The sequence below is a fragment of the Paraburkholderia fungorum genome, assembly GCF_046027605.1.
Lineage (GTDB): Bacteria > Pseudomonadota > Gammaproteobacteria > Burkholderiales > Burkholderiaceae > Paraburkholderia > Paraburkholderia fungorum_F.
In genome coordinates, this window is sequence record NZ_JAQQEF010000043.1 from 1 (window position 1) to 16,624 (window position 16,624).

14 protein-coding genes and 1 pseudogene are annotated in these 16,624 nt (G+C 59.9%); 6 read left to right on the forward strand and 9 right to left on the reverse strand.

Annotation, left to right across the window (positions count from 1 at the left end; translation table 11 throughout):
* Positions 1-457: 457 nt before the first annotated feature.
* The 3 genes and pseudogenes from PQR53_RS36690 to PQR53_RS36700 all read left to right on the forward strand — a co-directional run.
* On the forward strand, positions 458-1,579 hold the full coding sequence (locus tag PQR53_RS36690; RefSeq protein WP_408465160.1) for an L-dopachrome tautomerase-related protein: 1,122 nt from the start codon (positions 458-460) through the stop codon (positions 1,577-1,579).
* An 80-nt stretch (positions 1,580-1,659) separates the two neighbouring features.
* Complete coding sequence (locus tag PQR53_RS36695) at positions 1,660-2,067, forward strand: ACT domain-containing protein (RefSeq protein WP_408465162.1); 408 nt, start codon at positions 1,660-1,662, stop codon at positions 2,065-2,067.
* Positions 2,068-2,172: 105 nt separating this feature from the next.
* Positions 2,173-2,642, forward strand: a pseudogene (locus PQR53_RS36700) (sugar O-acetyltransferase); the annotation flags it as partial.
* Between the two features lie 32 nt (positions 2,643-2,674).
* On the opposite strand, the gene arsH reads toward PQR53_RS36700, so the two are convergent.
* The 8 genes from arsH to PQR53_RS36740 all read right to left on the reverse strand — a co-directional run bounded on the left by arsH (position 2,675) and on the right by PQR53_RS36740 (position 10,099).
* On the reverse strand, positions 2,675-3,439 hold the full coding sequence (gene arsH / locus PQR53_RS36705) for an arsenical resistance protein ArsH (RefSeq protein ID WP_408465164.1): 765 nt from the start codon (positions 3,437-3,439) through the stop codon (positions 2,675-2,677).
* Positions 3,439-3,861 (reverse strand): arsenate reductase (glutaredoxin), encoded by a 423-nt coding sequence (gene arsC / locus PQR53_RS36710; protein WP_408465166.1) that lies wholly within the window; start codon positions 3,859-3,861, stop codon positions 3,439-3,441. The genes arsH and arsC overlap by 1 nt, the downstream gene beginning before the upstream one ends.
* A complete protein-coding gene (gene arsB / locus PQR53_RS36715) occupies positions 3,858-4,943 on the reverse strand; it encodes an ACR3 family arsenite efflux transporter (protein ID WP_408465168.1) in 1,086 nt (361 codons plus the stop codon). The genes arsC and arsB overlap by 4 nt, the downstream gene beginning before the upstream one ends.
* Positions 4,944-4,989: 46 nt before the next feature.
* On the reverse strand, positions 4,990-5,322 hold the full coding sequence (locus PQR53_RS36720) for an ArsR/SmtB family transcription factor (RefSeq protein ID WP_408465170.1): 333 nt from the start codon (positions 5,320-5,322) through the stop codon (positions 4,990-4,992).
* A gap of 242 nt (positions 5,323-5,564) precedes the next feature.
* Positions 5,565-6,599, reverse strand: a complete 1,035-nt coding sequence (locus PQR53_RS36725) for an alpha/beta hydrolase family protein (protein WP_408465172.1) — start codon at positions 6,597-6,599, stop codon at positions 5,565-5,567.
* A gap of 22 nt (positions 6,600-6,621) precedes the next feature.
* Positions 6,622-7,929, reverse strand: a complete 1,308-nt coding sequence (locus PQR53_RS36730; protein ID WP_408465240.1) for an MFS transporter — start codon at positions 7,927-7,929, stop codon at positions 6,622-6,624.
* A 121-nt stretch (positions 7,930-8,050) separates the two neighbouring features.
* A complete protein-coding gene (locus PQR53_RS36735) occupies positions 8,051-9,235 on the reverse strand; it encodes a CaiB/BaiF CoA transferase family protein (RefSeq protein WP_408465174.1) in 1,185 nt (394 codons plus the stop codon).
* A gap of 57 nt (positions 9,236-9,292) precedes the next feature.
* Positions 9,293-10,099, reverse strand: a complete 807-nt coding sequence (locus tag PQR53_RS36740; protein ID WP_408465176.1) for a citryl-CoA lyase — start codon at positions 10,097-10,099, stop codon at positions 9,293-9,295.
* A 170-nt stretch (positions 10,100-10,269) separates the two neighbouring features.
* On the opposite strand from PQR53_RS36740, the gene PQR53_RS36745 reads away from it, so the two are divergent.
* From PQR53_RS36745 to PQR53_RS36755, 3 genes are all read left to right on the forward strand, one after another.
* A complete protein-coding gene (locus PQR53_RS36745) occupies positions 10,270-11,208 on the forward strand; it encodes a LysR substrate-binding domain-containing protein (protein ID WP_408465178.1) in 939 nt (312 codons plus the stop codon).
* Between the two features lie 240 nt (positions 11,209-11,448).
* A complete protein-coding gene (locus PQR53_RS36750) occupies positions 11,449-13,560 on the forward strand; it encodes a hydantoinase/oxoprolinase family protein (RefSeq protein ID WP_408465180.1) in 2,112 nt (703 codons plus the stop codon).
* A 1-nt stretch (position 13,561) separates the two neighbouring features.
* On the forward strand, positions 13,562-15,241 hold the full coding sequence (locus PQR53_RS36755; protein ID WP_408465182.1) for a hydantoinase B/oxoprolinase family protein: 1,680 nt from the start codon (positions 13,562-13,564) through the stop codon (positions 15,239-15,241).
* Positions 15,242-15,372: 131 nt separating this feature from the next.
* Here PQR53_RS36755 and PQR53_RS36760 read toward each other — a convergent pair whose 3' ends face one another.
* Complete coding sequence (locus PQR53_RS36760) at positions 15,373-16,308, reverse strand: LysR substrate-binding domain-containing protein (protein ID WP_408465184.1); 936 nt, start codon at positions 16,306-16,308, stop codon at positions 15,373-15,375.
* Between the last annotated feature and the right edge of the window lie 316 nt (positions 16,309-16,624).

Consider the following 16,624-nt stretch of genomic DNA (forward strand, 5'->3'; position numbering starts at 1 on the left):
CTACGGAAGTTCGGTCTGAGATTGGGGCTCGCACTTTGCAGTGCTGACCAGGTATTTCCGGGTTCGGCCATATGACATCTTCGTCTTCACCGCCGCGCCGACATTTCGCCGGCCGCCTCGACCGGCAAAACGGCGGGTCGGCCGGAGACGATCGGCGTCCTATCATCGACAATTGCATGAAGCAGTCCACCGATCACCAACCGTGCAGGTCGCACACACGAACCATCCGACGGCACTTACCCGGTGTGCCGCAGTGGATAAAGTGATTGAGGGGCTGGGCTTCTACGATGCGCGGTCTCCACACTCGACACTCAACTACCGCAGCCGCAAGCCAACGAAACCTCACTGAAAGCAGCAGCATTCGATTGCTAATCTGACTCGAGAAAAGTCCCGATAGGATTTTGCACTTTTGCACCTTAGTCTGAACCAGTTAATTACTTTGCATGGGGATACCGAGGTGAAAATAGCGAAGCTTACGAATATTGCGCTACTCTGTGCCGCCATTGCCGCCGGGATCTCCCCAACTGTTTCGGCCCAGCCGCAAGGCGATTACGGACCACCTCTCGAAACCGTCAAGACTTTCGATACATTCAAACTCGTGGGCCTTGGCGTGTCCCACGAAGGCCGCATCTTCGCCAGCGCTCCCGCGGCTCAGTCCGGCGACAGGCTCGTCGAGGTTAATGCCCAAAACGGCGCGGTGACCCCCTATCCCGATCAGGCCTGGAATACCGCCGGCACGGATACGGAGCACGAGTGGGCGGTCCCGCAGGCGATGTGGGTGGACAAGGCCGACCATCTCTGGGTACTCGATTCCGGGCGGGCGGTGCTGGCGGACGCGGGTCCGGGCGCAAAGCCCAAGCTGGTCGAGTTCGATCTCAGCAGCAACAGGATGATCCGCAGCTATGGGTTCGATGGCACCGTGGCCCCTACCGACTCCCTCAACGATGTGCGCATCGACCTCGTCCATGGGTGCGCGTACCTGACCAATGTCGGTAATCGCGGCAGTCTGGTCGTGCTGAACCTCAAAACCGGCAAATCGCGGCAGGTTCTGGTCGGCGACCGCTCAACCTTTGCCGATCCCCAGCAGCATCTGATGATCGGCGATCAACCGGCGCTAACCAACGATGGCAAACAGGTCGCGATCCACGCCGACGGCATCGCGCTTTCCCCGGATGCCAAATGGCTCTACTACCGGCCACTGACCGATCATAACTATTGGCGAGTGCCAACCCGTGCTCTGATCGATGCCGGACTGTCCCCCGCCCAACTGTCGCGCAAGGTGCAATATCTTGGCTCGGCTGAATTGACCGGTGGTTTGATCATGAGCGCGCGCGGGACGCTCTACGGCGGCGATCTCGAACACGGCACCGTCGTTGCGCTCGACATTGATCCTGCTACACACAAGGTAAAATCGCACCTCTTCGTACGCGCTCCCGGCCGGCTCTCCTGGGCGGACGGTTTCGCTATCAGCCAAGGTTATCTCTACATCGCAGACTCCCACCTCTGGGAGGTGACATTCAAGAATCATCTGCCGCGTTCCGGGCCGTTCACTATCTTCAAGGTGAAGCTGCCCGGCTGAGTCCAGCGCCGAAGCTGGCAAGTTCACGATGCTTCCCGCGAAGGTTGAATGACCTTGAGCGATGCAGCACAGGAGGTTGCATGAACCCCGTTTCCGATCTTTCCGTTCTATTGAAAACACTGGAGCCGGTGCTCAATCCAGGCGTGTTTGTGTTTGCTTCAGTCAAGGACGGTCATGCCCTTGACCCGGCCGTGATCGTTGCATCAATTCGAGAGCCCGAGGGCCTATCGGTTATCACGAGTGCGACGGACGCGGCGACCAACGGTTTGAACGCATTGTTCGAATGCGCCTGGATTACGTTGACCGTGAATTCAGCCTTGAATGCGGTGGGGTTGACCGCGGCATTCGCGAGTGCATTGGGCCATTCCGGCGTCAGCTGTAACGTGGTGGCGGGCGCGTACCACGATCATATTTTTGTTCCTCTCGAATCGGCACAGACGGCGATGCAGGTACTTCGTCAGTTACAGACGGATGGGGGCATTGCGTAACAACCCGCCGACCGTGCTTAGCTTCCGGGTTTGAAAATCAGGAGAGTGACTATCAAACGCAGACCGACCAGAATAATTCCCAGGAGAACGCCGGAATCGGCGGCCATGACAGCCAACGTCAAACGAGCGATGGCGATCACTGCCACGCTCAACCGTTTGACATTCAACGATACGGATGAAGTCCGGGCCCTGTTCAGCGATCTCATCGGCAAGAAGGTGGACGACAGCTTTGTATTGATCCCCCGTTCTACACAACCGGTGGAGTCGATATCAGTGTCGGGCGCAATGTCTTCATCAATCAGAATTGCACTTTCTATGACCTTGGCGGACTCGACATTGCCGACGATGTGATGATCGGCCCGAACGTGAGCATCATCACGTCCAGCCGTCCCATTCAACCTTCCGAGCGACGCGACGGTGTAATCGCAAAGCCGATCGTGATTGAGAGAAACGTCTGGATCGCAGCCGGCGCGACCCTTATCGGCGGCGTAACAGTAGGCGAGAACTCGGTTGTCGCGGCGGGATCAGTGGTCACCAGGGACGTTCCCCCGAATACGCTTGCCGGTGGAGCACCCATGTTGCAACAGTGCCGCGATCGCTGTGGCCGTCACTCCATTTCGCTGTCGTCAGTGTCTGCATTGGCGCTCACCGCTTCCTGGTTCATGGCGGTGGCCGCCAGTGTCGTTGCCAGCTCCGGGTGCGCTTCCTTGCGCTCACTGTAGCGATCGGTCAGGTAGTCCGAGCGGTCACGCACCAGCAGGGTGAACTTGTACAGCTCTTCCATCACGTCGACGACGCGATCGTAATAAGCCGAGGGTTTCATCCGCCCGTTTGCGTCGAACTCCTGCCAGGCCTTTGCCACCGAAGACTGATTCGGGATGGTTACCATACGCATCCACCGACCGAGAATGCGCAGCGCGTTCACAGCGTTGAACGATTGCGATCCGCCGCACACCTGCATCACCGCGAGCGTGCGGCCTTGCGTCGGGCGAACGCCGCCGCTTTCAAGCGGTAGCCAGTCGATCTGGTTCTTGAATACTGCCGTCAGGGTTCCGTGACGTTCCGGGCTGCACCATACGTGCCCTTCCGACCACTCCGAAAGTTTGCGCAGTTCCACCACCTTCGGATGATCGGCCGGCACGCTGTCCACAAGCGGCAGCCCGTGTGGATCAAAGACCCGCGTTTGCGCGCCGTAATGGCGCAGAACGCGCTCGGCTTCGAGCGTGAGAAGCCGGCTGTATGACGTGGGGCGCAACGAACCGTAGAGCAACAATATTCGCGGCGCGTGTTGCGAAACCGTGCGCGGTTCGAGATTTTGCAGATCAGGCGTGTCGAGGTGCGGAGCGCTGACGTTGGGCATGTCCTGCGTCATTAGAGAAGCCTCCTTCCTTTGCTATCGACGACGTGTTCACCATCCTCCTTCGTGAATGAGCCCTCCTGCTCAGCGGGCAGGATGTCGAGCACCACCTCGGAGGGCCGACACAGGCGCACGCCGAGCGGTGTAACGACAAACGGACGATTGATGAGGATAGGGTGTTGCATCATCACGTCGAGCAGCCGCTCATCGTTGAAGGACGCATCATCCAGTCCAAGCTCGGCGTAGGGTGTACCCTTTTCGCGCAGCGCGGCCCGTACTGTCAGGCCGGCTCGAGCAATCAGATCCTTTAGTGCTTCGCGGGCCGGTGGGACCTTCAGATACTCGATGATTTCCGGCTCTATTCCTGCATTGTGGATCATTGCCAGCGTGTTGCGCGACGTGCCGCAATCGGGGTTGTGATAAATGGTGACGCTCATAGCGGTAGTCCCTTGATGCCGTGTTTGGCTTCGTACCAGTGCTGTGAGCGGTTGACCACGCCGACGACGAACAGCATTACTGGGACTTCGATCAGCACGCCGACCACCGTCGCCAGCGCTGCCCCGGAATGGAACCCGAACAGACTGATCGCCGTGGCGACTGCCAGCTCAAAGAAATTGCTCGCACCGATCAGACTGGACGGCCCCGCAACGCAGTGCGCGACTCCGAGCCGACGGTTCAAGATGTAGGCGAGGCCTGAATTGAAAAACACCTGTATCAGGATCGGCACCGCAAGCATGGCGATAACGAGCGGCTGCTTGACGATCGCCTGGCCCTGAAAGGCAAACAGCAGTACGAGTGTCGCGAGCAGTGCGCTAATCGAATACGGCCCCAGTCGTGCGACCTTCTGCCGGAAATGCGCGTCGCCCTTGGCCAGCAGATGCCGCCGTAGCAACTGGGCAAGGATGACCGGGATGACGATGTACAGGCCGACCGAAATGATCAGCGTATTCCACGGTACCGTGATGGCCGACAGGCCGAGCAGGAGTGCTACAAGGGGCGCGAAGGCCACGATCATGATTGAGTCGTTCAGCGCCACTTGAGAGAGCGTGAAATACGGATCGCCCTTGCAGAGTTGCGACCACACGAACACCATCGCCGTGCAGGGAGCGGCGGCCAGCAGAATCAGGCCGCCGATATAGCTGTCGAGCTGATCGGGGGGAAGCCAGGGCGCAAACACATGACGGATGAAGATCCAGCCGAGCAGTGCCATCGAGAAAGGTTTGACGAACCAGTTCACGAAAAGGGTTACGCCGATGCCACGCCATTGGCTCTTTACCTCGGTCATCGCGCCGAAATCGATCTTGACTAGCATCGGGATGATCATCACCCAGATCAGCACACCGACTGGGAGATTGACCTGTGCAACTTCGAGGCGGCCGATAGCCTGGAAGAGCAGGGGAAGTACTTGTCCGAGGAAGACACCGCCCACGATGCAGAGCGCAACCCAGACCGTGAGGTAACGCTCGAAAAATCCGATCGCCGGCCGTGCGTCGACTGGCGCTGTATCAGCGCTGCTCATTTGATTCCTTTGCAGGCCTCGACCGCGACATGGATGTGCATGCGTTTCATGGTTTGTCTTCGCAGCAATTTGGGAGATCGCTCGCGGCACAGGTCGCGCCCGCGCAGCAGTTCTCCGTCAGGAAGCCGATCAGGCCCGTCATGGCGTCGAAGTTCGCCGTGTAGATGATGAAACGCCCCTCCTGGCGCGGTGTCACCAGGTCTGCATGTGACAGGTCCTTCAGGTGGAACGACAGGCTGGAAGGGGAAAGCCCAAGCTTCTGTGCGACTTCACCAGCAGCCATGCCGTCCGGGCCGGCCACCACCAGCAAGCGGAAGATCGCGAGGCGCGATTCGTGGGCGAGCGCGCTCAGGGCGCGTACAACGAGGTTTGAGTCCATGCCCGCAACAATAGAACATTCATTTCTATATTTCAAGGATTATTGAAATGATGCTCATGTTATGGCAGTGACACTCGATATGCGGACGGACAGTCAGAGGTTCAGCGACTGTAGTCCCGCATAACTGCATCCCCGCTCAGCGAATTGCGATTGAATAGCCCACGGCCCGTTGGGTAACGGATGGCCCCGCGTCGGCGAGTCGGTGCCGACACCTTGCGCGAACGTTCGCGGACAAGTGCTGCTTACCGGGACCAGCGCTGAATCCAGTCAGCCACGACGTCGGCGATTTGAAGGTTATTGCGGTCCTGCATCATCATGTGAGAATTCCCGTGCATCCCTAGCTGCGGCGTCTCCACGACATCAACGTGTCCACCTGCTGCATTGACGGAAGCCGCAAACGCCTTGCAAGCCGCGTAATGAGCGGACCAGCCGGGCGACTCAGCGATGAAGTCACCGTACAGCAGCAAAATTGGAATGCCGACATACGGTTTCGTATCCGCACTGGGCGCCGGGCAAGCGGTCGGTTCGACGGCCACAATACCGGCGACGCCATCAGCCCCGCGAGCGATGGCCTGGAACGGATAGATTCCGGATTGCGAGTGGCTGATGAGCACGGCCTTCTTCAATCTTTTAGCCAGTAAGCCGAGCGCAGGCACCGTCGGGTTTGGCGTCGACATGGAATACGCCCAGTCCGGCACCATCTGTTTCCAGAAATCATCCTGGGCTTCGAGCGGAAACTGAAGTCCCGCATAGGCCTCAGGATAACGGGGGCCAAATCTGAAAAGCGTCCATGCGAATTCGCGGCCGACCGCGAATCCTGCCGGAAGTGCATCGGGCGGAAGTTTGCCGGTTTTGACCGCGCCGATCGACACCACGTTTGCAGCAGAGCGCCCGCGCGCGGCCTGGTCCACCACGTAAGTCGAAAAGCCTCGCCGAACGAAATATTCGGCCCATCCCATACGGCCATCCGGTGTGGTTTCCCACTCTGTTCCGGTCAGACAACAGCCGTGAATGAGAACCAGGGAGGCCGGATTCGGGCGGACCGGCATTTGATACTGAACGTACATCTGCTCAACCGTGACGGTTCCTTTGGGGTCGGCCTGCGGCAGTGTCGACAAGGTATCGGACGTGATATCACGGCCACCCACAAAGAAGCTCCCTTGCTTTGCGATAGTAAGGGGCTTGTCGATTTCAATGCTCTGCGCGAACGCCGGGCACGCAATAGCGCAAAACGCGGCCATCGTCAGCATCTGCTTCCATCTTGTGATCGACCACATACAAGTCTCCTCGAATCTTGTTTTATTTCGTCGCGCTATTACGCATTGCCAGCGCAATGACCGCCGCACCGCATGCAAGAACGAATGCGGCGAGATACGAGCCGGCACTGATCGAGTGTGTGAACGCTGTCAGCGAGCCAATCGCGGTCGGGGCGGTGAGACTGCCGAGTTGGCCAATGCTCGAAATCAAGGCGATCGATCCTGCGGATGCGGTTCCCGACAGGAACGTAGCGGGAATCGTCCAGAAGATTGCGGTACACGTCAGATAGCCGATGGCCACTAACGCAAGGCCGGTAATAGCAGGGCCGAACGTCGAGTGCGCTGCGCCGAGAAGCACTGCGCCTGCGGCCGCTACCAGAGCGCAACTGGCGAAGTGCAAACGTCGCTCATTGCGTGCATCCGAGTGCCGACTCACGACCAGCATCGCAATAGCGCCGATAAAATACGGAACCGCAGACAGCAGGCCGATGTGGAAAGGGTTCGCGACGCCGGCCTGCCGGATCACCGAAGGTGCCCAGAAGTTAAGAACACTTCCTGCCCATGTGATCGTGAAGTATCCGAAGGCACATACATACACGCGCCAGTTCCGAAGCGCGGCGCCAAAATGTGAAATCTGATGGGATTTTGAACTGGGCGCGGCTTCCAGTTCACGGAGTACCACGGCCTTTTCATGTGCCGACAGCCACTTCGCGGTCTGCGGGCTATCAGGCAGATACCACCATGCGCACAGGCCGACCAGGACAGGAGGTATACCTTCCAGAAGAAACAACCACTGCCACGCATGCAGCGTATGCCATCCTTCCGCATTGCTCAGAATCCAGCCTGAAACTGGGCCGCCCGTAATTCCGGCTACCGCGATCCCAAGGACAAAGGCGGAGAGCACGCGCGCACGATGCCGATCCGGAAACCACGTGGTGAGGTAATAGATGATGCCCGGGAAGAAGCCGGCCTCGGCCACACCCAGCGCGATGCGGGCCGCGTAGAACTGCGTGGGATTGCGCACGAACATCATCGAGATCGATATCAGTCCCCATAGCACCATGATGCGGGCAATAGTGCGGCGTGGACCGATGCGGCGCAAAAGCAGATTGCTGGGCACCTCCAGCAGCACATAGCCAATATAGAAGACGCCTACGCCGAAACCGTATGCCGCTTCAGTCAGCCCAATGTCCGTCTTGAACTGGAGGTGAGCGAAACTGATATTGACCCGGTCGATATAGTTGAGGACATAGCAGAGAAAGAGAAAAGGAATGAGTCGTTTCGCTATGCGGACAAAAATGCGTTCGACATCCGCGGGCGCGGAGGGTACGGCGTCAGAGGGTGACTGCATGCCGGCCACTTTTTCCTGCGCAACTAGTCCTTGGGATATTTTCATTGACGGGTCTCCACGTATTAATAATTCTGGTCGCTTTAAAGCAGCGTATTCCAACATGGGCTGAGGAAGAGCACGCTCAATCAGGGCTCTGCTGCGTTTGCTGGCCGGCGTCGGTCCGTTTCCGAAGCTTCTCGCGCAGCGCAGACAGAATCTCCTCGTTGTGCTCGCCAAGCGTCGGAGGGGCGACTACATCTTTGGGTCGCTCATCGTCGAAAGTCACAGGAGAACGCACTGTCCGAAACCGCCCCATTACCGGATGCTCCGTTTCCACCAGCAACTCGAGATGCTTTGCCTGCGGGTCTTCCAGAGCCTCGCTTGCGTCGTACATCGGCGCGTGGGGAACGTCATTCGTTTCAAGTCGCCGACACCATTCTTCACGAGTGCGGGAGATGAAGATCGAGCCGAGCACCTTGATCAGCTCTTCCTGATTTTCAATCCGAACCGCACGGGTCGAAAAGCGCGAATCCTGGAGCAACCCGGGCATTTCTATCGCGTCGGCGAGACCGGCCCAAAACTTTTCGGGCGACGACATGTGGAGCGCCAGCCACTTTCCGTCAGCACACTCCATCACGTACGACTGGGACACGCTCGGCCGACTATACGGACCCATCACTTCACCCGCCGCATAGAAATGCGTAAATGCGTCGAGGTTGAAATGCGACATGGCCTCGAGCATGGAAACTTCGACCTTGCGGCCCACCCCGGTGTGGCTGCGCTCATGAAGCGCACCGAGAATGCCGTACGTGGCATAGAAGCCGGTGAGCGAATCGGCGATGGCGGGGCCGACCACTCGCGGATTTGCCGGATTGATGAGCAAACCGAGGAAGCCGCTGGCAGCCTGAGCGACAGAATCATAGGCGGGGCGACCCGCTGCCGGTCCGGTTTGTCCGAATCCGCTGATAGCACAGTAGATGAGACGGGGATTGATTTCGCGCAGACGTTCGTACCCGGCGTTGAGCCGTTCTGCGGCACCGGGACGGAAGTTCTGGATATAGACATCCGACTCGCGAATCAGCTCGTCGAAAAGCGCGAGATCGCTATCATTCTTGGTATTGAGCGTAATGCTGCGCTTGTTGCGGTTGTAGGTCTGGTAATGCGGGCTGTACAGGCCGCCTTTGAACGCACGAAACGGGTCGCCGTTTTCAGGATGCTCGATCTTGACGACGTCCGCGCCCAGGTCACCCAGCAGCATACCCGCCGCCGGTCCTGTAATGAACGTTCCTTGCTCGAGGACTCGAAGTCCTCCGAGAACCTTTGCCATTTACTGCTCCGAATTTGCCTGACGCATTGCGAATGCGATAACTGCCGTCGACTGTCCTTAGATCCCCGGGACGAAACCGTCCGGCGCGGCGCCGTCGTACACGAGTCCGTTGGTTGCCTGATAAGAGAGCGCAAAGCCTATCGACCTCGATAGCTCCTCGGTGAGATGCCCGATGAGCCCGGCCGTCCTGGCGAGAATGGGCACGCCTTTGAGCGCTTCAAGAGGAAACCCGACGCCGAGGAGAACGGCGGGGATAGCCGCGGATACGTTCAACATGAGCGACTTGCCGACCACCTCGGGAATCACTGCCTCAACCGCCTCCGCGATCCGGACATATTCAAGGTTGGCACCTGCCTCTTCGGCAACCTTGAAGAGCGCCGCGACGCGCGGGTCACGTGCCTTGTGCAGCGGATGTCCATAGCCGGGAATGGCTTGCTTCGCAGCCCGGTACTCGCTCACCACCTCGAACGCCGCGCGCGGAATATCGCTACTCCCGGCGGCGCGCCGGCGTACCTCATCCAGCAGCCGGCCACAGGTCTCCGAGGCACCGAGGATCACAGAACCGCAACCCAGAATGCCCGCGGCGACGGCGCCCTGTAGCGCATCGGGCGCGGCGGCGAGCGTCATGCGGCTAGCCTGGACGCTCGGCACCAGGCCGTGCTCCGCGATGGCCACAAGCGTCGCATTCAGAACGGCGGACGCCGGAGCTGAAGGGACGTGGCCTGTGACGAGCAGGTAGAAATAATCGGTGAACGAGATCTTTCCAATCAGTTCTTCCGAGAGGTCGCGTCCGCGCACGACAATAGTGTGGGAGTTGGACGTTGAAATTGCCGTCCGGGGAATCGTTTCCTTGCCGATTTTCATGGTGATGTCCGTTTGTCCTGGGTCTGCTTGCGACAACGTCTCCCGTCGCCGCTTGACTCACGAGGGAGTCTAAGGCTGCACGATCATCGATAGAAATGGTATTTTTCGTTGGTTTTCAATCGATGCTGTCGATACCTGGCCACCTCGGCGAATCTTTTCTGCCCGGACATATGGAACTCAGACATTTGCGTTACTTCGTCGCTCTCGCCGAACAACTGAACTTCACTGCAGCCGCTGAGAAGGTGCACGTGACCCAGTCGACGCTGTCTCACCAGATACGGCAACTCGAAGAGGAGCTTGGCCGCCCGCTGTTTCAACGTGGCGCAAGGAAAGTCACGATGACGCTAACGGGCGAAGCCTTCCTCGAGCGGGCTCGCAATGCGCTGCGTGAAGTGGACGAAGGGATATGGAGTGTCCGGATGGCAGCCGAAGAAATGAGCGGCGTCGTGCGAATCGGAACGACTCATACATTCAGCATGCGGATTGTCCCGCGCTGTCTATCCATGTTCCTCGAGATTTATCCTTCCGTTCGGGTCGAAGTGCTCGAGATGTCGGGCAATGAGATCGCTGCAGCTCTCGCGAAGGGCGACCTCGACATCGGCGTGACATACAAGCCCCAGAGCACGCCGGGCTTGCACTTCGAGTCGCTCTACACCGAGGAGATGATGCTGGCTGTAGGAGCGAAGCACCCTTTTTCGAAGCGACGGTTCGTGCGTATGTCCGAGCTTCATTTGCAGAAAATCGTCGCGCTTCCGCGCACTTTTTCTACCCGGGCACTTCTCGAAGAATGCTTCCGGATGGCGAACGCGACGCCGGTGGTGGTGGCGGAGATGAACGCAATTGCGCCGATGATCGAACTGGTGAGCTTTACCGATATTGCGGCAATCGTCTCGGAGCATGCAACCGTGCGGCCAGACGTACGCATGATTCCACTCGAAAGTCCGACACCGACCCGCGGGCCGGGCCTGCTGTGGAGAACCAGCGACAGTCGCTCGCATGCAACGCGCGCGCTCGCTGCCATCATTCGTTCGGTCAGCGCTGAGCAGGCGCGTGACAAGCGGCATAAGACACTGCGCGGAAAACGTGTGCCGCGGATTCAGTCACCGTGATCTGCTGGCGCTGAGGAAGCGGGCAGATCAGCGCGGGCCCGACGGTTGTGTGCGGAGAACGGTGATTAACCGAGTCCATACGGTAATGCGGGTTTACCCGCAACAAGCTTGGCTTGTCCTGGCCGAATTCTTTTCTTGTTTGTCTTTCGATCGGGGGACAGCGAAGATCAATCGGACCAGTGACAGGCCGCGCCGCGCTTCCTGTCGCATCACCGCGTATTCACAGCAAGAGAGCCGCGCATGCATAACGGAAACCCTACGATTCGGGCGGGTGTCGACATTGGAGGCACGTTTACGGACGTCGCACTGGAGTACGGCGACCGACTTTACTCGGCCAAGGTTCTGACCGATTACGAAAAGCCTGAACGCGCGATTGTCGAATGCCTGCGGCGTGCGGCGGCTCAAGCGTCGATCGAACCCGCGCAGATCGGAGCGATCGTTCACGGCACCACGCTTGCGACCAATGCCCTGATCGAACGGCGCGGCGCGCGCACCGCCTTCATTACGAGCGAAGGCTTTCGCGACGTCATCGAGATGCGTACCGAAAGCCGCTTTGAGCAATACGACCTCGGCATCGCACTGCCCAAGCCGCTCGTGCCGCGCTGTGACCGCTTCGCCGTGGGCGGCCGCATGGACGCGCAAGGCAACGAACTCGTGCCGCTCGACCTCGATGGCCTCAAGCAGATCATTGCAGTGATTCGCGCCGCTGAATTCCCGAGTGTCGCAGTGGGCCTGTTGCACAGTTATCGCAATCCAACCCACGAACGCGCGGTGCGCGAGTGTCTACGGCAGCACTTGCCTGGCGTCGCCATATCGCTGTCGAGCGAGGTCTCGCCACAAATTCGCGAGTACGAGCGTTTCAACACCGTCTGCGCGAACGCGTATGTCAAGCCGCTGATGTCGTCTTATCTCAACCGGCTGGCCACGGCGCTCGAAAGCGAAGGCATGCGCTGTCCGCTATACATGATTCACTCGGGCGGCGGCCTGATGTCGCTGAAAAGCGCCGCTGAGTTTCCGGTGCGCCTGCTCGAATCCGGCCCCGCCGGTGGTGCGATTTACGCGAGCCACGTTGCGGCCCGCTTCGGCCTCGACAAGGTGCTTTCCTTCGACATGGGCGGCACGACCGCGAAAATCTGTTTGATCGAGGAACAGCATCCGAAGACCGCGCGCACTTTCGAAGTGGCGCGCACCTATCGCTTCAAGAAGGGCAGCGGCATGCCGATCTCGATTCCCGTCATCGAGATGGTCGAGATCGGTGCCGGCGGCGGGTCGATTGCGCATGTCGACGATTTGCGCCAGGTGCGCGTCGGCCCTGAAAGCGCCGGCTCGGAGCCGGGCCCAGCCTGCTACGGCCGCGGTGGCCGGCGGCCGACCGTCACCGATGCCGATCTTCTGCTGGGCAAGCTCGATGCGAACCGCTTTGCAGGCGGCACGATCCAGTTGGACACCGCTGCGGCAAACGGCGCTGTCGAGCGCGATATCGCGCAGCCGCTGCAAGGCGATGCGCTGCAGGGCGCCTTCGCGGTGGCGGAGATGGTCGACGAAAACATGGCCAATGCCGCCCGCGTGCATGCGGTCGAAAACGGCCGCGAGCTGGCCGAATACACGATGATCGCTTATGGCGGCGCGGCGCCTCTGCATGCAGCGCGCCTGTGCGAGAAGCTCGGTATCGCGCAACTGCTGATACCGCCCGGCGCGGGCGTGGGCTCCGCAATTGGTTTTTTGCGCACCCCGTTCGGCTACGAGTCGCTGCGCAGTGCGGTGATGCGCCTGAGCGAATTCGACAGCGGCGTGGTCAACACACTGATAGATGAAATGGACGTCGAAGTTGCCGCGTTTTTGCGAGAGACTGGCCACACAGGCGAACTGCGACGGGAGTTACGCGCCTATATGCGTTACACCGGACAGGGCTGGGAGATTCCCGTAAGCGTTGCGGCTGAGCGTTTCACGGCACTGGACGTAGCCGCCTTGCGCCACAGTTTCATCGAGACCTATACGCAGTTGTTTGGACACGAGGTGGCGGGGCTCGACGTGGAAGTGGTCAGTTGGGCGCTTTCGTTACGCACTGAAGAGGCGCGTCCCAAGCGCATCCAGCCGAGCGCCGGCTCGGCAGCGCCAGACCACGGCGGTATTGCCGCGCTCGAACACCGGCCGGTATTCGATGCGAAGAGCGGCCGCTTTCACGATTGCGCGGTCTATGCGCGCGCAAGCCTGCCGCGCGACATACGCATCGACGGCCCTGCAATCATCGTCGAGGACGAAACGTCGACGCTCGTCACCCCGGGTTTTTGCGTCGTCCTGCAACACGACGATTGCCTGCTCATTCAACGTCGTCGTGAAGGAGATGCATAACATGAACGCCACTAACGCTACTATCCACGTTCGCGAGCAGATCATGTGGAACCGGCTCATTTCGGTGGTCGAAGAGCAGGCCGTTACGCTGATCCGCACGGCGTTCTGCACCAGCGTGCGTGAAGCCGGCGATCTCTCGGCCGGCGTGTTCGACGCGCAGGGGCGCATGATCGCCCAGGCAGTGACCGGCACGCCGGGGCACGTCAATTCGATGGCGGAATCGGTCGGCCATTTCCTTGCGCGTTTCGGCCCGGATCAGCTTGCGCCCGGCGACGTGCTGGTCACCAACGACCCCTGGCTCGGCACCGGCCATCTGCACGACATCACCACGGTGACGCCGGTATTTCGTGGCGAGGGACACCCGATTGGCTTTTTCGCGGCGACTGCGCACGTGGTCGACATCGGCGGCCGCGGCTTTGGGCCGGACGCCGGCGAAGTCTACGAGGAAGGGCTGTGCATTCCGCCGATGAAGCTGTTCCGGCGCGGCGAGCTGAATGCCGATCTCATCGCGATTCTGCAAAGCAACGTGCGCGAGCAGGATCAGGTGATCGGCGACTTCCATTCGCTTGCGGCATGCAATGAAACCGGCCGCAAACGGCTGACAGCGATGATGGACGAGTTCGGTCTCGACGATCTGGCAGAGCTCGCGAATTTCATCTTCGAGCATAGCGAACGCGCGACTCGTGAACGCATTGCGGCGCTGCCACGCGGTCAGCATCGCTATGCGATGACGGTGGACGGTTACGAGCGTCCGGTCGAACTGGCAGTCACGCTCGAAGCACGGGACGACGCGATGCTCGCCGACTTCGCCGGTACGTCGGGACCGAGCGCATACGGCATCAACGTGCCGCTAACCTACACCAAGGCCTATGCGTGCTACGCGCTCAAATGCGCGATTGCGCCGGACATTCCGAATAACTGGGCCTCGCTGCGGCCGTTCGAAATCATTGCGCCACAGGACTGCATTCTCAATGCACCACGGCCGCTGCCGGTTTCCGTGCGGCATGTGATCGGGCATCTGATTCCCGACGTGGTGCTGGGCGCGCTGCAGGATCTGTGTCCCGACATCGTCCCCGCCGAGGGCGCGAGCGCGCTGTGGAACCTGCAGATGAAGTTTCAGGGCGCGCGCGACGATAACCGCGAGACGCGCAGCGAATTGCTCGTCTTTAACAGTGGCGGCACCGGCGCCCGGCCGGCGAGCGACGGCCTTAGCGCGACGGCGTTTCCAAGCGGCGTGCATACGATGTCAGTCGAGGTCACCGAGAGCATTGGCCCTATCGTGATCTGGCGTAAGGAACTGCGGCCGGATTCGGGCGGCGCGGGCCGATGGCGTGGCGGTCTCGGCCAGAACATCGAGATCGGCGCTCGCGAGGGCTTTCAGTTCAGCCTGAATGCGATGTTCGACCGTGTCGCGTTTCCCGCACGCGGCCATCGGGGCGGCAGTAACGGGGCGGCGGGCAAGGTGCAGCTGGATGACGGCACGGCGCTGCGCGCCAAGGGTCGCCAGGCGATTCCCGAAGGCCGCCGGCTGGTGCTCGAGCTGCCGGGCGGCGGCGGCTACGGCCATGCAGAGGAGCGTCCCGCCGAGCAGGTGGAGCGCGACGTCGCATACGGTTATCTGAGCCCGGAGCAGGCCGAACACGATTATCCCGGGGCCTTCGCGCAAAGGCCCCGCACCTGAGCGGGGCGTGGCGGCAACGACCGCACGGGGTGATGACGGGGGTTGTCCGCGGTCGTTGCGCGTCTCCCTTTTAGCCCGGCATGCTGGCCGACCGCATTGGACGAAGGGCCATGATGCTGAGCGGCATGGGATCAGCGGCACCTGGACGGATAGCCGATGATTTCCTCGCGACATACATCTTGCTGCAGCCACTCGGCGAAATTCATCAGGGTGTCGGAGTTCTCGCGGTCGTTTTTGTAGAGCAGGAAAAATTTTGGCGTTTTTTCGAGTGGCAGCTTGCTCAGCAGATCGATGCCGAACGGTGCGATCAGCCGGCCGGCACGGATTTCAGTAAGTGCATCGAGATACGAAATGAAGCCGACGCCGAGACCCGCGAGCGTCGCTTCGAGCATTGCGCTGTGCGTGTGCAGCAGCAATGTCGGTTGAGAATGTCTTTCTTCGATACCGAGCAGCGCGAGCGTGTCGCGCCACAGGCTATTACCGCCAAGCGGTGAGATCAGCGTATGCCTCAGCAGGTCTTCGGGTTTCTCCACTGGATTCTGCTTGAGCAACGCCGGGGCGGCGGCAAGTACCTTCAGGTCCTCGATCAACGGCACTTCCGTGAAATCGCGGTTGCCGCCATAACCCCAGTGAATCGCGGCATCGACGCCGAGATCGTCGAAGTCCACCAGGTCCACGCCGATCGACATTCTGAAATCGAGCTCGGGAAACTGACGAGTGAAATGGCCAAGGTTGCGGATCAGGCAGGCGGTTGCGAAGTACGGGCTGACATGCAGAAACAGCTTGGGTGTGGCGCGTGCCTTCTTGATCATTGTCACGCCTTCCGAGATCTGGTCGAGTCCCCGCCGCACATATTCCACCAGCATCTCAGCGGATTCCGTTGCTGCCACGCTGCGCACGTGACGATCGAATAGCGACCTGCCAAGCGATTCTTCGAGCAGCTTCAACTGGTGACTGACCGCTTGTGGGGTGATGCAGAGTTCGTCGGCAGCCTGTCGTATCGAGCCGCGGCGCATGACCGCTTCAAAGATCCGGAACGTATTCAGTGGCGGAAGCCTATAGCGCATGGGCAGCAGGTTTTCATGTTCAGAGTGAGGGCTGGCGAGCCGGTCGGATTCACGACGCAACAGTCGAAGAAATTGATACCAGCGGGTCCGCTGATACTTGAGTATAGGTGGAACAAAAAAACGGCCGCGGAACCCAGCGATTCATGTGCGGGTATCCGGATTCAGCTCAATTGTCTCGACGGCGTTGTTAGTTTGCGGTGTTCGCGACGTATAAGGGTTTACCCTCAACAAGCCTGGCTTGCCCTAGCTGAATTGTTTTCTTGTTTGTCTTTCGATTTCCGGATCGTGAAGATCAATCGGACCAGCAACAGAGAAC